This is a genomic window from Cnuella takakiae (assembly GCF_001953305.1).
In the GTDB taxonomy this organism is placed as follows: domain Bacteria; phylum Bacteroidota; class Bacteroidia; order Chitinophagales; family Chitinophagaceae; genus Flavisolibacter; species Flavisolibacter takakiae.
The window spans coordinates 1,672,037-1,689,000 of the sequence record NZ_MTFE01000010.1; the positions used below are offsets into that span (position 1 = coordinate 1,672,037).

10 protein-coding genes are annotated in these 16,964 nt (G+C 53.1%); 7 read left to right on the top strand and 3 right to left on the bottom strand.

Annotated elements, in window-relative coordinates; genetic code table 11:
• Positions 1 to 173 precede the first annotated feature (173 nt).
• From BUE76_RS07490 to BUE76_RS07500, 3 genes are all read right to left on the bottom strand, one after another.
• Entirely contained in the window at positions 174 to 1,769 is a 1,596-nt protein-coding gene (locus BUE76_RS07490; RefSeq protein WP_073043643.1) for an NAD(P)/FAD-dependent oxidoreductase, read from the bottom strand.
• Between the two features lie 246 nt (positions 1,770 to 2,015).
• On the bottom strand, positions 2,016 to 3,080 hold the full coding sequence (locus BUE76_RS07495; protein ID WP_073043645.1) for an SGNH/GDSL hydrolase family protein: 1,065 nt from the start codon (positions 3,078 to 3,080) through the stop codon (positions 2,016 to 2,018).
• 115 nt (positions 3,081 to 3,195) lie between these two features.
• Complete coding sequence (locus tag BUE76_RS07500; RefSeq protein ID WP_073044004.1) at positions 3,196 to 4,083, bottom strand: AraC family transcriptional regulator; 888 nt, start codon at positions 4,081 to 4,083, stop codon at positions 3,196 to 3,198.
• Between the two features lie 265 nt (positions 4,084 to 4,348).
• Between BUE76_RS07500 and BUE76_RS07505 the strand changes: the two genes are divergently transcribed.
• From BUE76_RS07505 to BUE76_RS07535, 7 genes are all read left to right on the top strand, one after another.
• A complete protein-coding gene (locus BUE76_RS07505; protein WP_073043647.1) occupies positions 4,349 to 7,534 on the top strand; it encodes a SusC/RagA family TonB-linked outer membrane protein in 3,186 nt (1,061 codons plus the stop codon).
• 13 nt (positions 7,535 to 7,547) lie between these two features.
• On the top strand, positions 7,548 to 9,233 hold the full coding sequence (locus BUE76_RS07510) for a RagB/SusD family nutrient uptake outer membrane protein (protein ID WP_073043648.1): 1,686 nt from the start codon (positions 7,548 to 7,550) through the stop codon (positions 9,231 to 9,233).
• Positions 9,234 to 9,462: 229 nt separating this feature from the next.
• Complete coding sequence (locus tag BUE76_RS07515) at positions 9,463 to 10,608, top strand: glycan-binding surface protein (RefSeq protein WP_073043650.1); 1,146 nt, start codon at positions 9,463 to 9,465, stop codon at positions 10,606 to 10,608.
• Between the two features lie 29 nt (positions 10,609 to 10,637).
• Positions 10,638 to 12,206, top strand: a complete 1,569-nt coding sequence (locus tag BUE76_RS07520; RefSeq protein WP_073043652.1) for an IPT/TIG domain-containing protein — start codon at positions 10,638 to 10,640, stop codon at positions 12,204 to 12,206.
• Positions 12,207 to 12,391: 185 nt separating this feature from the next.
• Positions 12,392 to 13,636, top strand: coding sequence for a glycoside hydrolase family 26 protein (locus BUE76_RS07525; RefSeq protein ID WP_083596532.1), 1,245 nt, complete (start codon positions 12,392 to 12,394; stop codon positions 13,634 to 13,636).
• A 139-nt stretch (positions 13,637 to 13,775) separates the two neighbouring features.
• Positions 13,776 to 15,605 (top strand): sodium:solute symporter family protein, encoded by a 1,830-nt coding sequence (locus BUE76_RS07530; RefSeq protein WP_073043654.1) that lies wholly within the window; start codon positions 13,776 to 13,778, stop codon positions 15,603 to 15,605.
• A 143-nt stretch (positions 15,606 to 15,748) separates the two neighbouring features.
• On the top strand, positions 15,749 to 16,954 hold the full coding sequence (locus tag BUE76_RS07535; RefSeq protein ID WP_073044028.1) for a glycoside hydrolase family 130 protein: 1,206 nt from the start codon (positions 15,749 to 15,751) through the stop codon (positions 16,952 to 16,954).
• Positions 16,955 to 16,964: the final 10 nt, after the last annotated feature.

The following is a 16,964-nucleotide window of genomic DNA, read 5'->3' on the forward strand; positions in this document are numbered from 1 at the left end:
AGCCGCTACATAGTTCACTGTCAAGCCGAACTTGTTTCGGCATCCCCTTGTGTTTACAGTTGCTCCGATGAAGGCAGGAGATGCCGACATACGTCGGCATGACAGTTGAAAAAACATAAACTAAAAGAGCAGCCATTAGGCTGCTCTTTTAGTTTATACAAATGCATGTAATGCTACCCATTGCTTGCAATCACCATCGCTATCCGTTCGCCATCCATGGCTGCACTCACAATACCGCCTGCATAACCTGCGCCTTCGCCGCAAGGGTACAAACCGGCTACCTGCGGGTGTTGCAAGGTGTCTGCGTCGCGGGGTATACGCACCGGCGAGGAAGTGCGGCTTTCGGTGGCCACCACGATGGCTTCATTGGTGAGATAGCCGCGCATTTTTTTGCCAAATTCCTTGAATCCGCCCTGCAAGGCTTTGTGTACAAAAGGTGGTAGCACCTGCCGCAGGTCGGCGGAGGCGATGCCGGGCAGGTAGCTGCAATCGGGTAATGATTTCGATGTGCGGTTGTGTACAAAGTCATCCATCCGTTGAGCCGGTGCTGCAAGACTGCTGCCACCTGCTACAAATGCCTTTTGCTCTACCATCATCTGGAAATGTAATCCCAGCAGGTCATCACCTTTGGGTAGTTCTTTTTCCCTGATAAAAGCTTGTAGTTCTTTCAATTCAACGAGGTCTTTATAATCGGCGGTTACCACCATGCCGCTGTTGGCGTAGGGGTTGTTGCGCTTGGAAGGCGACCAGCCGTTTACCACCACTTCGCCGGGTGCTGTAGCCGCCGGGGCAATGATACCGCCGGGACACATACAAAATGAGAAAACGCCTTTTTGTTCTACCTGCTGCACCAGGCTGTAGGATGCCGGCGGCAGGTGTTCGCCGCGGTCGGGTGCATGGTACTGGATAGAATCAATCATGGTTTGCGGGTGCTCGATGCGCACGCCAAGGGCATAGGGCTTGAACTCAATGCCAATCTTCTTGTCGTGCAACAAGTAAAAGATATCCCGTGCCGAATGGCCCGTTGCCAGGATCACCGCTTCAGCAGCAATCTGGTCGCCATCGGCAGTAGCAACACCGGTACACACACCATTGCTGATATTGAAATCGGTTACCTTTTTTTCAAACTGCACCTGCCCGCCACACTCCCTGATCTTGTCGCGCATGGCTACAATGATGTGGGGCAGCTTGTTGGTACCAATATGCGGGTGGGCTTCGTACAATATTTTTTCATCGGCGCCAAAATGCACGAGGATGGAAAGGATGCGCTGGATATCGCCCCGCTTATTGCTGCGGGTGTACAGCTTGCCATCGCTGTAAGTGCCGGCGCCACCTTCCCCAAAGCAGTAGTTGCTTTCGGGGTTGACGATGCCTTCCTTATTCATGGCGGCCAGGTCGCGACGGCGGCTGCGCACATCCTTGCCTCTTTCCAGTACGATGGGTTGAATGCCCAGTTCAATGAGGCGGATGGCAGCAAACAAGCCAGCCGGGCCGGCACCTACCACAATCACTTTGCGGGCTGCCTGGTGTACATCCTGCAGTTCCAACGGCAGCAATTGGTGTGCCTGGAAAGGTTCGTCGATAAATACACGGAGGGTTAGCGTGATCCATACCTGCGAACGGCTGCGGGCATCGATCGATTTTTTGAGGATGTTATAACCGGTGATCTGTGCAGGCTTCACCGCGCAGGCTTTGGCGGCTATGTTGAGGAGGCTTGCTTCATCGGCTGCTTCTGAAGGCAGAACTCTGAGGCTGATTTGTTGTTGCATGAAATAGGATACTGCTTGTTGCAGTGGGCAAAGGTAGGTAAGGAAGGGCCACGGACGGTAGACGACAGACCACTAAAAGATCTTGCTTATCCTGAATAAGTGTCAAATCTAACATGTTTTTAAGACCTGTTAGGTGTGGGTAAAGACCACGGACGACGGACAACAGACCACGAACAGATTGATTATGTCGCCTGTCGTCCGTGGTCTTTTTTGGGCATATAACTTCAGTAATGTTTTAATACCTGCTCACCACTGCATCAACTGTTTTAAATAAGCCGTGAGTTCCGCAGCAATCTGCTTGTGCTCCGCAAGGTCGGGGTGGCTGTCGCAGCCATTGTGGTAGCGCTTGGAAAAGAAATAGCGGCTCACTTTTTTGTCGCCGGCAGCCTGCATATAACGCACCACGCCATCGAGGTAGTTGTGCTGGGCAGCCCTGAGTTGGTCATCGGCCATCGGGCTGGTGAGTAATACAAATGCAGCTGCAGGATATTGGGTGCGCATCGTTTTCAGAAACTGCACATAAGCGCCACAGAAGGTTGCGGAATCCTGTATGCCATCGTTTTGCCCCAGGCAAAAGGTAACTACATCGGGCGTGTACCTGCTGAAATCCCAGACAATGCTGTCGCCGCGCATATTTACCTTATTCCATACCTGTGGCATGGTGATGGAGAGGTTGCAACAACTTCGGATCAATCCTATACCTGAAACAGCAGATAGCTGCCATTGCGCATTAAGCGTCCTTGCCGTTGTGGGGCCATAACTCAGGTAAGCATTGTGCTGGTCGTGCCACTGGCCCTTGCCACAACCAATTGCACTGAGGTCGCTGCCGGTACCGCAGGTGATGGAGTTGCCAAAAAACTCGATCCTGCGTGCCGGTTTTTGGGGTGGCTGGCGCAGGTTGCGGGTGATCAGTCCTGCAAATTCGAGGTAGCCGATTCCAGCTTCGGTATTCTTGGCTACCACCAGTTTGTGCCATCCTTTTGAAAGTCCTTTGGCTACCCTGATGGTATCCCTTTTACCCCTGGTTTGCACCCGCCACATCAGGGTATCGTCCACCACCACTTGCAGGTAGTTGCGCGATTGCGCCCAGGGCACTTCATCATTTACCACTATGGCGCATTCCGGGCCTTCAAAGCTGGCCTCAAGGTACACACCCGGCTGCCAGGCCCTTGGTGTTTGTGGATTGGAAAAATCGAAGCGCCCGGTGTATTGCAAACGGCTATCACCGGCCGGGAAAAAGCGAGGTTTAAAAGTTTGTGCAAACAGCTGGCTGGTGCAAACCAGCGCCAGTAGAAAAAGGAAAGAACGCATAGCGCAATAGTAAAACGTTGAACGATGAAAAGCCCTCTAGCTTTAAGTACATCTACCCGCATAGCCCTGATCTGATATCTCAATACCCCAATACCCACTACCTAATACCCAATCCCTAAATAAACACCCTCGTCCCCGCCGTACGTTGATAACTTTCCCGGAACTCCTTGGGCGTGCAGTTCTTCTTCTTTTTAAAGATGCGGTTGAAGTTGGCGATGTTGTTGAACCCGCAGTGGTAGGCTATTTCGGAGATGGTTTGGGTGGTTTCAATCAGCATGCGGCTGGCATGACCCAGGCGGATATCATTGAGCGTATCGATGAAATTATTACCCGTGCGGCTTTTGAAAAACCGGCTGAAGCCCACTTCGGTCATGCTGGCCAGTCGGGCCACTTCCCCCAGGCTCACGGGCTTGTCGAAGTTGTGGTTCATATACTCCATGGCCTTTTGCACCCGGCGGCTGTTGTGCGAAAAGATCTCGTTGCTCATGGGCGAGTCGGCCAGCAGTTTCATATTGCGCGAAATAGAAAGGTCGTGGAGGATGGACAAGAGTTCCAGCACACCGTCAAAGCCATGCTTCTGGTTCAGGTTGAGCAGGCGTGGTGCCAGGGCCTCGGTGGTTTCGGGCGAAAATAGAATGCCCCGGAGCGACTGCTCAAACATCTTGCGGATAAAGGAAAGTTGGTTGCGGCGGAGCATTTTTTCATCCAGCAGGTCGCGGTGAAACTGGATGGTCACCTCCTGGATTTGTGCCCCCTTGGCCAGGTGGTGGTTAAACCAGGCATGTTTCAGGTTGGGCCCTACCAGCACCAGTTCCATATCGCCGATCTCACCGATATGGTCGCCCACTACCCGCTGTGCACCCTTGCCATGGAAAATGGCATTGAGTTCAAACTCCTCATGGTAATGCAAGGGAAAGTCGAAACCCGTTTTGGACCGGGTAAAAACCGTGTAGCAATCACTTTGGGTAAGCGGCGTGATCTCGTGCAAAAATTGATTTTTCATATTGGTGGCAATCAAATTCAAAGTAAATGTTTACCCTTGGCTTTTGCAATGACGAGGTAAAAAAATACCTATTGGTTGCATTGTAGCATCTGTTTATTTTATTCGTAAGTAAGTGATACACAATGTTTGCTTCCAAAGTAAAGTTGCCGGTTTTTGAACTTTGTAGTAGATTATTGACAAAAATGGATCATACTAAGTTAAAATAGTATTAGGGTAGGGGTAAGCCCGTACATAGATTTGGTACTTCTTAAACTATTGTTTCCATATGATTAGAACCGGATGTAAGCGTGCATTCATAACTGCGTTATGTGTGTGCTGCCTCCTTGCCGCCCAGGCACAGGAGCGGGTCGTCTCCGGGGTGATAGCCGATGAATCGGGCGCTCCCCTTTCCAATGCTACTGTTACGGTTAAAGGCACCAACACCAGGGTTACCACCGATGCCAAAGGTGCGTTCCGGGTAACGGTACCCGCATCAGCCAAAGCACTCACTGTTTCTTATGTAGGCATGGCCCCGCAGGATATTTCCGTGGATGGCCGCACTACGGTTGCGGTTAACCTGAAACCGGTTGCCGGCAACATGAACGAAGTTGTGGTGGTAGGTTATGGCCGTGCACGCCGCGCCAACCTCACCTCAGCCCAAACTACTGTTTCTGCCAAAGACATTGAAAAAACCGTAAACACCACCATCGAGCAGGCGCTCCAGGGTCGTGCCGCCGGTGTTTATGTTACCCAGAACTCGGGTCAGCCCGGTGGCGGTATCTCGGTAAATATTCGTGGTATCTCTTCCCTGGGCCGCACCCAGCCCCTGTACGTGATCGACGGGGTGCAGATCCAGTCGAACGAAGACGTTTCCTTTGGTGCTTCCAGCTCTTCCAACCCGCTTGCTGGTATCAACCCCAACGACATCGAAGACCTGCAGATCCTCCAGGGTCCTTCCGCTACCGCCATTTATGGCTCTCGTGGTACCAATGGTGTGATCCTCATTACCACCAAGCGTGGCCGCGCAGGCGATTTTAAAATCAACTACGCCTACCAGTACAACCTGCAAACACCCCCTAAGGAACTGGATGTGATGAACCTCCGCCAGTATGCGCAGATGGTGAAGGAGTACCACGACATTGCAGGTGGCACTACCCCCGCCGAACTGCTGGATCCCACCCTGCTGGGTGAGGGTACCAACTGGCAGAAAGAATTGTTCAACAATGCCGCCATGCAAAAGCACCAGCTGAGCCTGAGCGGTGGTTCGAACAACACTACCTATTATATGTCGGGTGAATACCTGAACCAGGAAGGTGTGGCTGTTGGCTCCGGCTTCAAGCGCTATGGTTTCCGGGTAAACCTGGACAACAAGCCCCGCGAGTGGATGACCATTGGCGCCAACCTGGCTTTCAACCAAACCAACGAAAACCTGACGGCTACCAACTATGGCGATGCCCAGAGCCCGCTGATTGCGAACGCCCTGCGCCTTACCCCGCAAATCCCCGTTAAAAACCTGAACGGCTCCTGGGGTGGCAGCGACCCGGTGAACGGCGCCAACCAGTTTGCACCGGTAAACCCCGTGGCACTGGCCAACCTGATCACCAACAAGAACATGCGCCGCCAGTTCCTGGGTGGGCTCAACCTGGGCATCAACCTGGCCAAGGGCCTGGTGTTCCGTACGGCCTTTAATGGTAATGTGGGCAATGGTACCTCTACCTATTATACACCCACTTACTCCATCGACCAGTGGCACTACAATACCTTGGCTTCCCTGCAGTCGGGCACCAGCACCAGCTGGTACTGGAACTGGAACCAGATGCTGGAATACACCCGCAAGTTCGGTAAGCACGACCTGGGCGTAATGGTTACCCACGAAGCACAGGAGTCGGAATTCCAGGCGCTTACTGCTGGCCGTACCGGTTTCCTCACCAACGATATCCTGGACGTAAACGCGGGTAACCCCACTTCGGCTACCAACGGTGGCGGCACCTATCCCTGGTCGATGGAGTCTTACCTCGGCCGTGTTAACTACAACTACGACAACCGTTATATCCTTACCGGTACGTTCCGCCGCGATGGTTCGCCCAACTTCGGCTCGGAAAACCGCTGGGGTAACTTCCCCTCCGTATCTGCTGCATGGCGGGTAAGCCAGGAGGAGTTTTTCGACGTTCCCTTTATCTCTGAACTGAAGCTCCGTTACGAAACCGGTTTGACTGGTAATCAGGGTACGGGTTCGGGTATCTATGCCCCGCTTAATACAGGTGCAACGCCTTGGGGTACGGGCTTCCTGCCTTCCACCTTTACCAACCCCAAGCTGCAGTGGGAAGAAACCAAAACCAATAATATTGGTTTGAACCTGGGCATGTGGAACAACCGGGTGAACATCGAAGCGGACTATTATGTAAAGAATACCGACAACCTGATCCTGCAGGCAAGCCTGCCCTGGTACATGGGTACCAATGGCAGTCCCGGCTCGGTAGGTGCACCGCTGGTAAACACCGGTTCGCTGCAAACCAAGGGTTGGAACTTTACCATCAATACCACCAATATCACCAGCAAGAATTTCCGCTGGGAAACCAACCTGAACCTGTCGCATTTCAAGAGCATCGTTACGGGCCTGAATACCGACAATGCCTTTATCGACCGCACCTCGTGGTGGATGAACAACTGGACACAGCGTGCCGCCACCGGCCAGCAGCCCTGGTTGTTCCGCGGTTATGTAGAGGAAGGTATTTTCTCTTCGCTGGATGAGATTGCCAAGAGCGCCGTACCTGTGGACAACAGCGGCAACCGCCGCCCTGTAGATCCTTCTACCGGCATCTGGGTAGGTGATGTGAAATACAAGGACATCGATGGTGATGGCAAGATCACCGTTGCCGATATGACTACCATTGGTAACCCCTGGCCCAAGCTCACCGGCGGTTTGACCAATACCCTGTCGTATAATGGCTTTGACCTGAGCATCCTGGTTACCGGCAACTACGGAAACGATATCTATAACTATATCGCTGCCGAAGCCAGCAACCCCAATAATATCAACCTGAGCCGCAACCTGCTGATCAACGCCACCACCTATGCACGGGTAGCTACCGATGCCAACGGACAGGTGGGCCTGGAAAACCCCGGCACCCGCGTTCCCCGCATGTCGAGCAACCAGGTGGCCAACGACAACAACTATGGCCGCATCACCACGCGTTTCGTGGAAGATGGTTCGTACCTGCGCCTGAAGAACGTGTCGCTGTCGTACAACCTGCCCGCCAACATCCTGTCGCGTTCCAAGGTGATCAAAGGTTTGAAAGCTACTGTGGGTGCACAAAACCTGCTCACCCGCACCAAGTACAGCGGTTACGATCCTGAAGTGGGTGCCTATGTAGGCCAGGGTTCGAGCTCGCAAAACCAGGCTATTGGTATCGACTTCGGCCGCTACCCGCTCACCCGTATGTACACGGCTACTGTTAGTCTGAATTTCTAAAAAAGCGCACTGTATGAAAAAGATCAACCGTATATATTCCTTTATGGCGCTGGTACTGCTGATGGCATCGGCAGCCAGTTGTAAAAAAGACTTCCTCGAGAAGCCGCCGCTGAGTTCGATAGTGGATGCCAATTTTTATAAAACCGATGACCAGGTAACGGCCGCCACCAGCCTGCTGTACAGCCAGGTATGGTTCGACTATAACGACCAGGCCATGTACAACCTGGGCGACTTCCGGGGTGGTACCGCCTTCTCGGCCTGGAACGACCGCGGCAACGTGTTGTTCAATACCACGGGCGATAACGGCCAGAACGGCGCCTCCTGGCGTGCGTTCTTCAACGTGGTGGCGCAGAGCAACCTGTTTTTGTACAACATGAACCGCTATGCCGGCGCGGGTGTTTCCGAGCCGGTACGGAAGCGTTCCATTGCCGAAGCCCGCTACATGCGTGCCCTGGCTTACCGCTTCCTGGTGATGAACTGGGGTCCTGTGCCTGTTATTGAAAACAACTTCGACAAGCTGTTCGACTCTACCATCACCCGCAACACCGTACCCAGCGTATGGCGCTTTATTACCCGCGAAATGCGCGCCGCGGCAGCCGACCTGCCCGAAACTGCAACGCAGGAAGGCCGCCTCACCAAGTGGTCGGCCGAGGGTATGCTGGCCCGTTTTTACCTCACCCGTTCCGGTGTGGAAGGTAGCGGTGGCCAGCGCAAGCAGGAGTTCCTGGACAGTGCCAAGTATTACGCCCAGCGGGTGATTACCCAAAGCGGCAAAAAGCTGCTGCCCAATTACAGCGACCTGTTCCGCTATCCTTACGACAACAATGCAGAATCCCTGTTTGAGCTGCAGTGGGTGTTTTCCGGACCCAATATCTGGGGTACCCAAAACAGTATGCCCGAGTACCTGGCCTTCAGCCCTGATATTGCCTTTGGTGGATGGGGTGGCGACAAAGGCGCTACCTGGTGGATGCTGAGCCAGTATGATGGTTTTTCCACACAGGCTGATGGCACCCTCAGGGGCCGTACCCTCGACCAGCGCCTGCATGCCACTTTTATGTTGCCCGGCGCTTATTACCCCGAGATCACCAAGGTGTCGGATAAGGCCAAGCTGGTAGTGCCCTTTACCGGTACAGACGCCAATTACCTGTCGATCAAAAAATACGTGATCGGTTCGCCTGTGGACCTGGCGGGAGTGGCATCGCAGCAGCACTATCCCAACAATACTTATATGATGCGTCTGGCCGAGATGTACCTCATTTATGCCGAAGCAGCCATGGGTAATACCGGCAGCACCAGCGATCCTATGGCCATAGATTATTTCAACCGGGTGCGTACCCGTGCCGGCCTGGCGCCCTACACCGTGGGTGGTGCCAATGGCAGCGGTCCTTTGACTTTGGAAACCGTACTGTCGGAGCGCTTCAAGGAGTTTGCCATGGAAGGCATGGCATGGTACGATATCGTGAGCCTGCACTATTACAACCCGCAGAAAGCTTACCAGTTGCTCAACGAGCAGGATCGCGGACTGTTCTTTGCCCGCCCCGACCAGATGCCCAATCCTACGCAATGGACCTTCACCAAAACCTCGTGGTACAACGAGCGCAGGGTAACCGCCAATGCAGGCAATTTCCAGCTGCCCATTCCCAACGTGGAACTGAGCCAGGCACCCAACCTGCAAAAGGCGCCGGTGGATTATCCATAATGTTTTACTGAACCACGGAGACAGGGAGGCAGGGAGTTGCACAGAAGAAAATGTGTTAATCCTTTACCACAACTGTTTCCGTGGTCAGTAGCAAATTTCTTGTGATGAACCACAGAGACAGGAAGACAGGGCGTTACCCAAAGAAAAGCGGGCTCCTCCGTGTCGCAACAGCCTCCGTGGTCTCCTCAACACAGCATCCTATTTCTCTTTAAAAAGAAGCTGAATCAAAATGAAAAGTCTCAATAAAGTCCTGCTGCTGCTGTTGCTCGCCATTGGCGTTGCAGGTGTTTTGCAGTCCTGTAAAAAGGATGATGATGAAGGTGGCAGACCGGTAATTAATTATGTGCGCATCACCCGCCCCGAATCGTCCGACTCGCTGTTGGTGGGCGCTGCCCAGGGCCAGCTCATTGCCGTTGTGGGTAATAACCTCAAAAACGCCGTTGCCGTTTGGTTCAACGACCAGCAGGCAATGCTTACGCCCACTTATATTACCAACACTTCCTTGCTGGTGTCGGTGCCCAGCCAGATTCCTATGGAGGTTACCAACAAGATGAAGATCTACTTCAAAAACGGCGACAGCCTGTTGCACAATTTTGAAGTACAGATTGGCGAGCCGGTGCTCAACAGCATGGTAAGCGAATATGTAAATGCTGGCAATGTTGCCACCATCAAAGGCAACTTCTTTTATGCACCGCTGACGGTTACGTTTACCGGTGGCGCCACCGGCGAACTAGTAGCTGTGGACGACGAAGAGCTGCAGGTGCGCATTCCTGCCAATGCACAGCCCGGCCCCATCACCGTTAAAACTAATTTCGGTGAAACAAAATCAGACTTCTGGTTCCGCGACAACCGCAACCTGCTGATTACTTCCGATCCCTGGACCGGTTGGTGGGGACAGGATATGGTAGTGCCCGGTACCAGCCCGCTGGCTATCAGCGGCAACTTCCTGCGCATCACCAAGAACATTGGCGCATGGGCATGGACCGAGTTTGCCGGTGGTAAGGAAGATGCGCTGGCTACCAGCAAGAACATTCCCGACGACGCGGTACTGAACCCCGACAAGTACAACATGAAGTTCGAGGTGAATACCCTGAAGCCTTACAACGGCAACCGCATCAAGTTCATGATCGGGCAGGTAAACAGCCCCGATCCCAACTGGGATGTGGAGCCTTATTTCTGGGAGCCTCCTTTCGATACCAAAGGACAGTGGCAAACCGTAGTAATTCCCTTTAATGAAGTGGTAGCTAAATACGCCACCAACTGGGGTGTTCGTCCGCAGGGTTATGGCGTGAAGATCTGGTTTCATGGCCCTGGCGCCCTGGATGCCGATATCGCTTTCGACAACCTGCGTGTAGTTCCTAAAGTGGACAAGTAAACAATCTCCCAAGCAATCAAACCAACCAAATGTTCCGACTAACGAATACCAGGCTGTTTGCCTTTACTTTTCTCTTGCTTGCCATGGTGGGATTTACCGCCTGCGACAAGGATGATGAAACTTCCGACGACGGCAGGGTGCAACTGCTTTCCTTTGGCCCCACGGGTGCCAAACACGGCGATACCCTCCGCTTTTTTGGTAACAACCTAAACCTGGTCACCGAAGTGACTTTTACCGGCAATAATGCTGTGGTAAAACAAACCGAGTTCAAGCAGCAAACCGCCCAAGAGATCTTACTGGTGGTGCCACAAGCGGCCGAGCAGGGTGTGGTAACCCTCAAAAGCGCCCAAGGTGATGTGGTGTCCAAAACACAGTTCAACCTGAATGTAACCACACAGGTTACCGGCGTTACCGCCGAGGCCCGCCCCGGTACCGATATCACGCTTTCGGGCAGCTACCTCAACTGGGTCAAAAGCATCAGTTTTGCCAAAGGCAAAGTGGTGACCTCCTTTGTAAGCAAAGCCTTTGATAAACTGGTGGTAAAAGTGCCTGCCGATGCAGAAACAGGGCCGCTGGTTATTGCCTATTCCGGCACCGATTCGGCCGAATTTGAAACGGCCGATACCGTACGGGTGATTTTGCCGGTAGCTACAGGCTTTGCACCCAGCCCGGTTAAGCACGCCGACAACCTTACCATCAACGGTACCGATCTCGACCTGACAGAAAAAGTAGGGTTTACCGGTGTGGCTACACCCATCACCGAGTTTGTAAGTAAAACGGCAACCCAACTGGTGGTGAAAGTGCCTGCGGGTGCCCAAAAGGGAAAAGTAACCCTGATGCCTGCATCGGGTGTGGCCTCTGTTTCGGCCATGGACATGGAAGTGCTGCTTCCGGCCATTACCGGCTTTGCGCCCAGCCCTGTTGATCCCAACACCAACCTCACCATCAATGGCACCAACCTCGACCTGGTGACTTCCGTAACCTTCCAGAACGCTGCGCCGGTAACGGCTTTTGTAAGCCAGTCTGCAAGCCGCCTGGTGGTGCGGGTGCCCAATGGCGTGTTGCGTGGTAAAGTGGTACTGGGTGTGCGCAACTCCAGCCTTACGGTGGAGTCGGGCGATGTGCTGGAAATTACCGGCGCCGTACCCCCTCCCACACTGGCATTCCCCATCTATACCGATGCTGTAACCGCCAATTGGACGGGCAACAGCGGCTGGATAGGCGGCGGCTGGGGTGGCAACAAAAACTACGACAACACCACGCCGGTACGCGAAGGCAGCAAATCGGTAAAGATTGATTATGTAGGCGGCTATGGCTCACCGGTTCAACTGGGTGGCACCAATATCAGCCTGGCGCAGTACCGCAACTTCAAGTTGTCGGTGTTTGGCGCGCCGGGCAGCGGTGGCAAAACCATTACCGTTGGTATCAATGGCACCAATGGTAAATTCAACATCACCGTGGTGGAAGGTAAGTGGACCGATTACAGCGTGCCGCTCACTACACTCACCAGCGATGCTGCGCTTAAAGAAATATGGGTGCAGGAGTTTAGCGGCACCGGTGGCTTCTCCGTATATGTAGATGCCCTGGGTCTGGACTAACGTCATCGCCTTTCTCTTTTTTTGATTGATACCTCCTGTTCCGGGTACGCTGGTGCTTTTTTGTAAATGCGCCGGGGCAGGAGGTTTTTTTATGGGCATATGGGACGATAGACTATGGACCATGGTCCATCGTCCATCGTCCATGGTCCATCGTCTCTTCCTCCCACACTAAAGCTCCATCTTACATGAAATGCTCTTTCCACTGGTCGACGCAGGCTGTTGCCGTGCTTGGCCTTTTGCTGGCAACAGCATGCAGTAAAAGCACCAGCAATGTTGGTAGTGGTGGTACTACGCCGCCGCCTGTTACCCCGCCAACCACGCAGGTGCCAACGCTGGCAACCATCAAGGGCGGGCTGGCCGACAAGGGTGCAAGTGATGAAACGGCCGCCCTATTTTACAACCTCCAGAAAGTGGCCAAAACAGGCGTGCTCTTTGGCCACCAGGATGCTACCAAAAGGGGCGTGGATGCTGCCGGCAGCCAGTGGGCCAACGAGCAGCACCTGGCGCCGGTAAGCCGCGAGAAGGCCGATGTGAAAACCGTTACCGGAGCCTATCCTGCCGTGTACGGCCACGACTTCCTGCATATTGCCAATTTTGAAGACGGCGCCTGGTTCGACTATGAAAAAGAAACCGCCAGGCAACTCACCATCGATGCCTACAACAGGGGCGGCGTAAACACCTACGCCTGGCATTATGCCAACCCCGTGTCCAAGGGTAACTTTTATTGGAGCCAGTCGCAGGTGGAAGCCGTGAGCAAGATCTTACCGGGCGGCAGCCACAACGAAGTGTTCAGGCAATCGCTGAAAGAAGTAGCCCTTTTTGCCAAAAGCCTGGTAGGTGCCGATGGCAAGCTGGTACCCGTGATCTTCCGGCCTTTCCACGAGTTTGACGGCGATTGGTTTTGGTGGGGTAAGCCACATTGCACTGCGGAGCAGTACAAGCAGCTGTACCAGTTTACCGTTACTTACCTGCGCGATAGCCTGGGCGTGCACAACTTCCTGTATGCCTGGAGCCCGGACCGCAACTTCAGTTCGGAAGGCGAGTACCTGGAGCGCTATCCCGGCGATGCTTATGTGGACCTGGTGGGCATGGATAACTACTGGGACCTGCGTGCCGGCAGTGCGCCTGCGCTGGCCGGGTTTAAACTCAGGATCGTCACCGATTTTGCGCAAAAGAAAAACAAGCTGGCAGCCCTCACCGAAACCGGTCTCGACAATCTTACCCAGGCTGATTGGTATACCAACCAACTGTTGAAGGTGCTGCAGTACCAGCAGATGCCGGTATCCTATGTACTGGTTTGGGCCAATACAAAAGACCATTACTGGACGCCGTATAAAGGGCATCCTGCAGAAAATGATTTCAAAACTTTTAAGCAAAACAGCTATATAGTTTTCGGCGACGAAATGCCGAAAATGTACGTGGTCCAATAAAGAGTGGCAGCAGCAGCAGATACCGTGGTCAGGCACAAACCATCAACAGCATGTTCCTGCTTTTTGATTGCCTGAATGCTTACCGTTATCTTCCTGTCTGAACCCCTTTATTCAACCTGCGTATTGCCAAGATTAATTCATGAACCTGCAGTTGATTGACCTTTCCTTCGTTGTTTCCTACCTGGTGCTGATGGTGCTGATTGGGTGGTATTACCGCAAAAAGGCCCGTCTGAACAAGGAAGCTTACCTGCTGGGTGGCAAGAAGCTGCCCTGGTATATGCTGGGATTAAGCGATGCCTCTGATATGTTTGATATATCGGGTACCATGTGGATGGTGTCGCTCTGTTTTGTGTACGGATTGAAAAGCATCTGGATACCCTGGCTCTGGCCGGTGTTCAACCAGGTAGTGAATATGATGTTCCTGGCCAAATGGCTGCGCCGTTCCAATGCCGATACCGGCGCCGAGTGGCTGGCTACCCGTTTTGGGCTGGAAGGTAAAGGGGTTAGGGCATCGCATAATATCACGGTAGCCTTTGCGCTCATTGGTTGCCTGGGTTTCCTGGCTTATGGCTTTGTGGGGTTGGGTAAGTTTATTGAGATATTTGTGCCCTGGAGCATCGTGCAGCCCCATCTGCCCTTTGCCGTGGCACCCGAATATGTGGCGCACTGCTATGGTATTGTGTTTACGCTTTTTGCCATGTTCTATTCCATTCTTGGCGGCATGCATTCCATAGTGCTGGGCGATTTTATCAAGTACTGCATCATGACCGTGGGGTGTATTGCCATTGCCGTTATTGCCATGCTGGCCTTGCAAGGAAAAAGTTTGCGGGTACCTGCCGGCTGGACCGATCCTTTCTTCGGCTGGAACCTTGGGCTCAACTGGAGCGGCATGGTAGCCGATGCGAACAAGAAGATTGCCGAAGATGGATTTAGTCCTTTTGGTGCTTTTTTTATGATGATGTTGTTCAAGGGTGTCTTTGCCGCATCGGCAGGTGCGCCACCCAATTATGATATGCAAAAAATGTTGTCCACCCGCTCGCCTAGAGAGGCCAGCATGATGACGGGTTTTGTGTCCATTGTGCTGCTGCCCATACGCTATTGTATGATCATCGGGCTTACCGTGCTGGCGCTGCTCTATTTCCCGCAGCTCAACCTGTCCAATGGTGCGGGCGGTACCGACTTTGAGCGCATCCTGCCGGGTGCCATCAATAACTTTTTGCCGGTGGGCATCCTGGGCCTGGTGCTCACGGGTTTGCTGGGTGCTTTCATGGGTACTTTTTCGGGTACCCTCAACGCTGCGCAGGCCTATATCGTCAATGATATTTACCTCAAATACATCAACCCGCAGGCTTCCACCCGCAAGGTGATGACCATGAACTATACGGTAGGTGTGGTGGTGGTAGCACTGGGCGTGGTGCTGGGCTTTTTTGCCAAAGATGTCAACAGCATCCTGCAGTGGATCGTTGGTGCGCTGTATGGGGGTTATATCGCCGCCAATATGCTGAAGTGGTACTGGTGGCGCTTTAATGCCAATGGGTATTTATGGGGTATGGCGGCCGGTATAGCCGCTGCACTGGTATTTCCTTTTTTGTTTGATGGCATACTGCCGTTGTATGTATGGCCCTTGTTGTTCCTGATTTCGGTTGTGGGTTGTGTTGCCGGCACCTATGCTGCACCGCCTACCGATGAAGCGGTGCTCAACAAATTTTATATAACAGTAAAGCCCTGGGGCTTCTGGCAGCCTGTGCTGCAAAAGGTGCAGGCTGAGCATCCCGGTTTTTTGCCCAACAAAGGCTTTGGGTTGGATATGTTCAACGTGGCACTTGGCATCATTGCGCAACTCTGTCTTACCCTGCTGCCCATGTACCTGGTATTGTCCATGCACCTGCCTTTGCTGCTGGTCATTGCCTTGCTGGCAATCATCCTGCTGGTGTTGAAACGTACCTGGTGGAACCGGCTGGAGGACTAAGGCTTGGAACAAATACCCATTGACAAATGCTGTTTTTTTATCCTTTTAAAAACGGAATTAAAAGGTTAGGTAAAAGGAAACAATTGCTTTTTCATTCCAACAATAAAACGGGGCTGCACCGTGCAGCCCCATCATTACACATCATGCATTACCTGTTCCAAGAAAGACTGGAGGCTTTGCAACAGGCACACAAGACCTTGCTTGCCCGTACCAACAAAAAGCAACCGCTGGGAAACGGCATCGTTGACCGCTATCTGTACCCTGTGCTTACGGCTGCCCATACACCCCTGTTCTGGCGCTACGACCTGAACCCCGCCACCAACCCGCACCTGATGGAGCGCTTTGGCATCAACGCAGTTTTCAATGCAGGCGCCATTAAGTTCAATGGTAAATATGTGCTGGTGGCAAGGGTGGAAGGTGCGGATCGCAAGTCTTTTTTTGCCGTTGCGGAAAGTGAGCATGGCGTTGATGGATTCCGCTTTTGGGACCATCCTATCACCATGCCCGAAACAAATGAGCCCGATACCAATGTGTATGACATGCGCCTGACGCAACACGAAGACGGCTGGATCTATGGGCTGTTTTGCACGGAGCGGCGCGACCCTTCGGCACCTGATGGCGACCAGAGCGCCGCCATTGCGCAATGCGGTATTGCCCGCACCAAAGACCTTGTACAATGGGAGCGCCTGCCCGACCTGGTGACCCGCTCAGCACAACAGCGCAACGTGGTGCTGCATCCCGAATTTGTGGAAGGTAAATATGCCTTTTACACCCGTCCACAGGATTCTTTTATTGAAGCAGGCAAAGGCGGCGGGATTGGCTTTGGATTGAGTGCGCAAATAAATGGTGCTGTTATCGACGATGAAGTGGTGATTGACCACAAGCAGTACCACACCGTGTACGAGGCCAAGAACGGCCAGGGACCAGCGCCCATCAAAACATCCAAAGGCTGGCTGCACCTGGCCCATGGGGTGCGTGCCTGTGCCGCGGGCCTGCGTTATGTGCTGTACCTCTTTTTAACCGACCTGGACGACCTGACCAAAGTGACCCACAAACCCGCCGGATATTTCCTGGCGCCGGAAGGGGAGGAGCGGGTTGGCGATGTGTCGAACGTGGTGTTTTGCAATGGCTGGATCAAGGATGACAACGGTGATGTATTTATCTACTATGCTTCTTCCGATACACGGATGCATGTGGCTACAACTACAATTGACAAGCTGCTGGATTATGTAATCCATACGCCGGAAGATGGCTTGCGCTCCGCCACATCGGTGCAAAGGCTCAATGAGCTGATTGATCGGAACAAAGCTTTTATAACTACAGGTAAATTGCAAGGTGCCCTGCTATAAGCAAATGAAG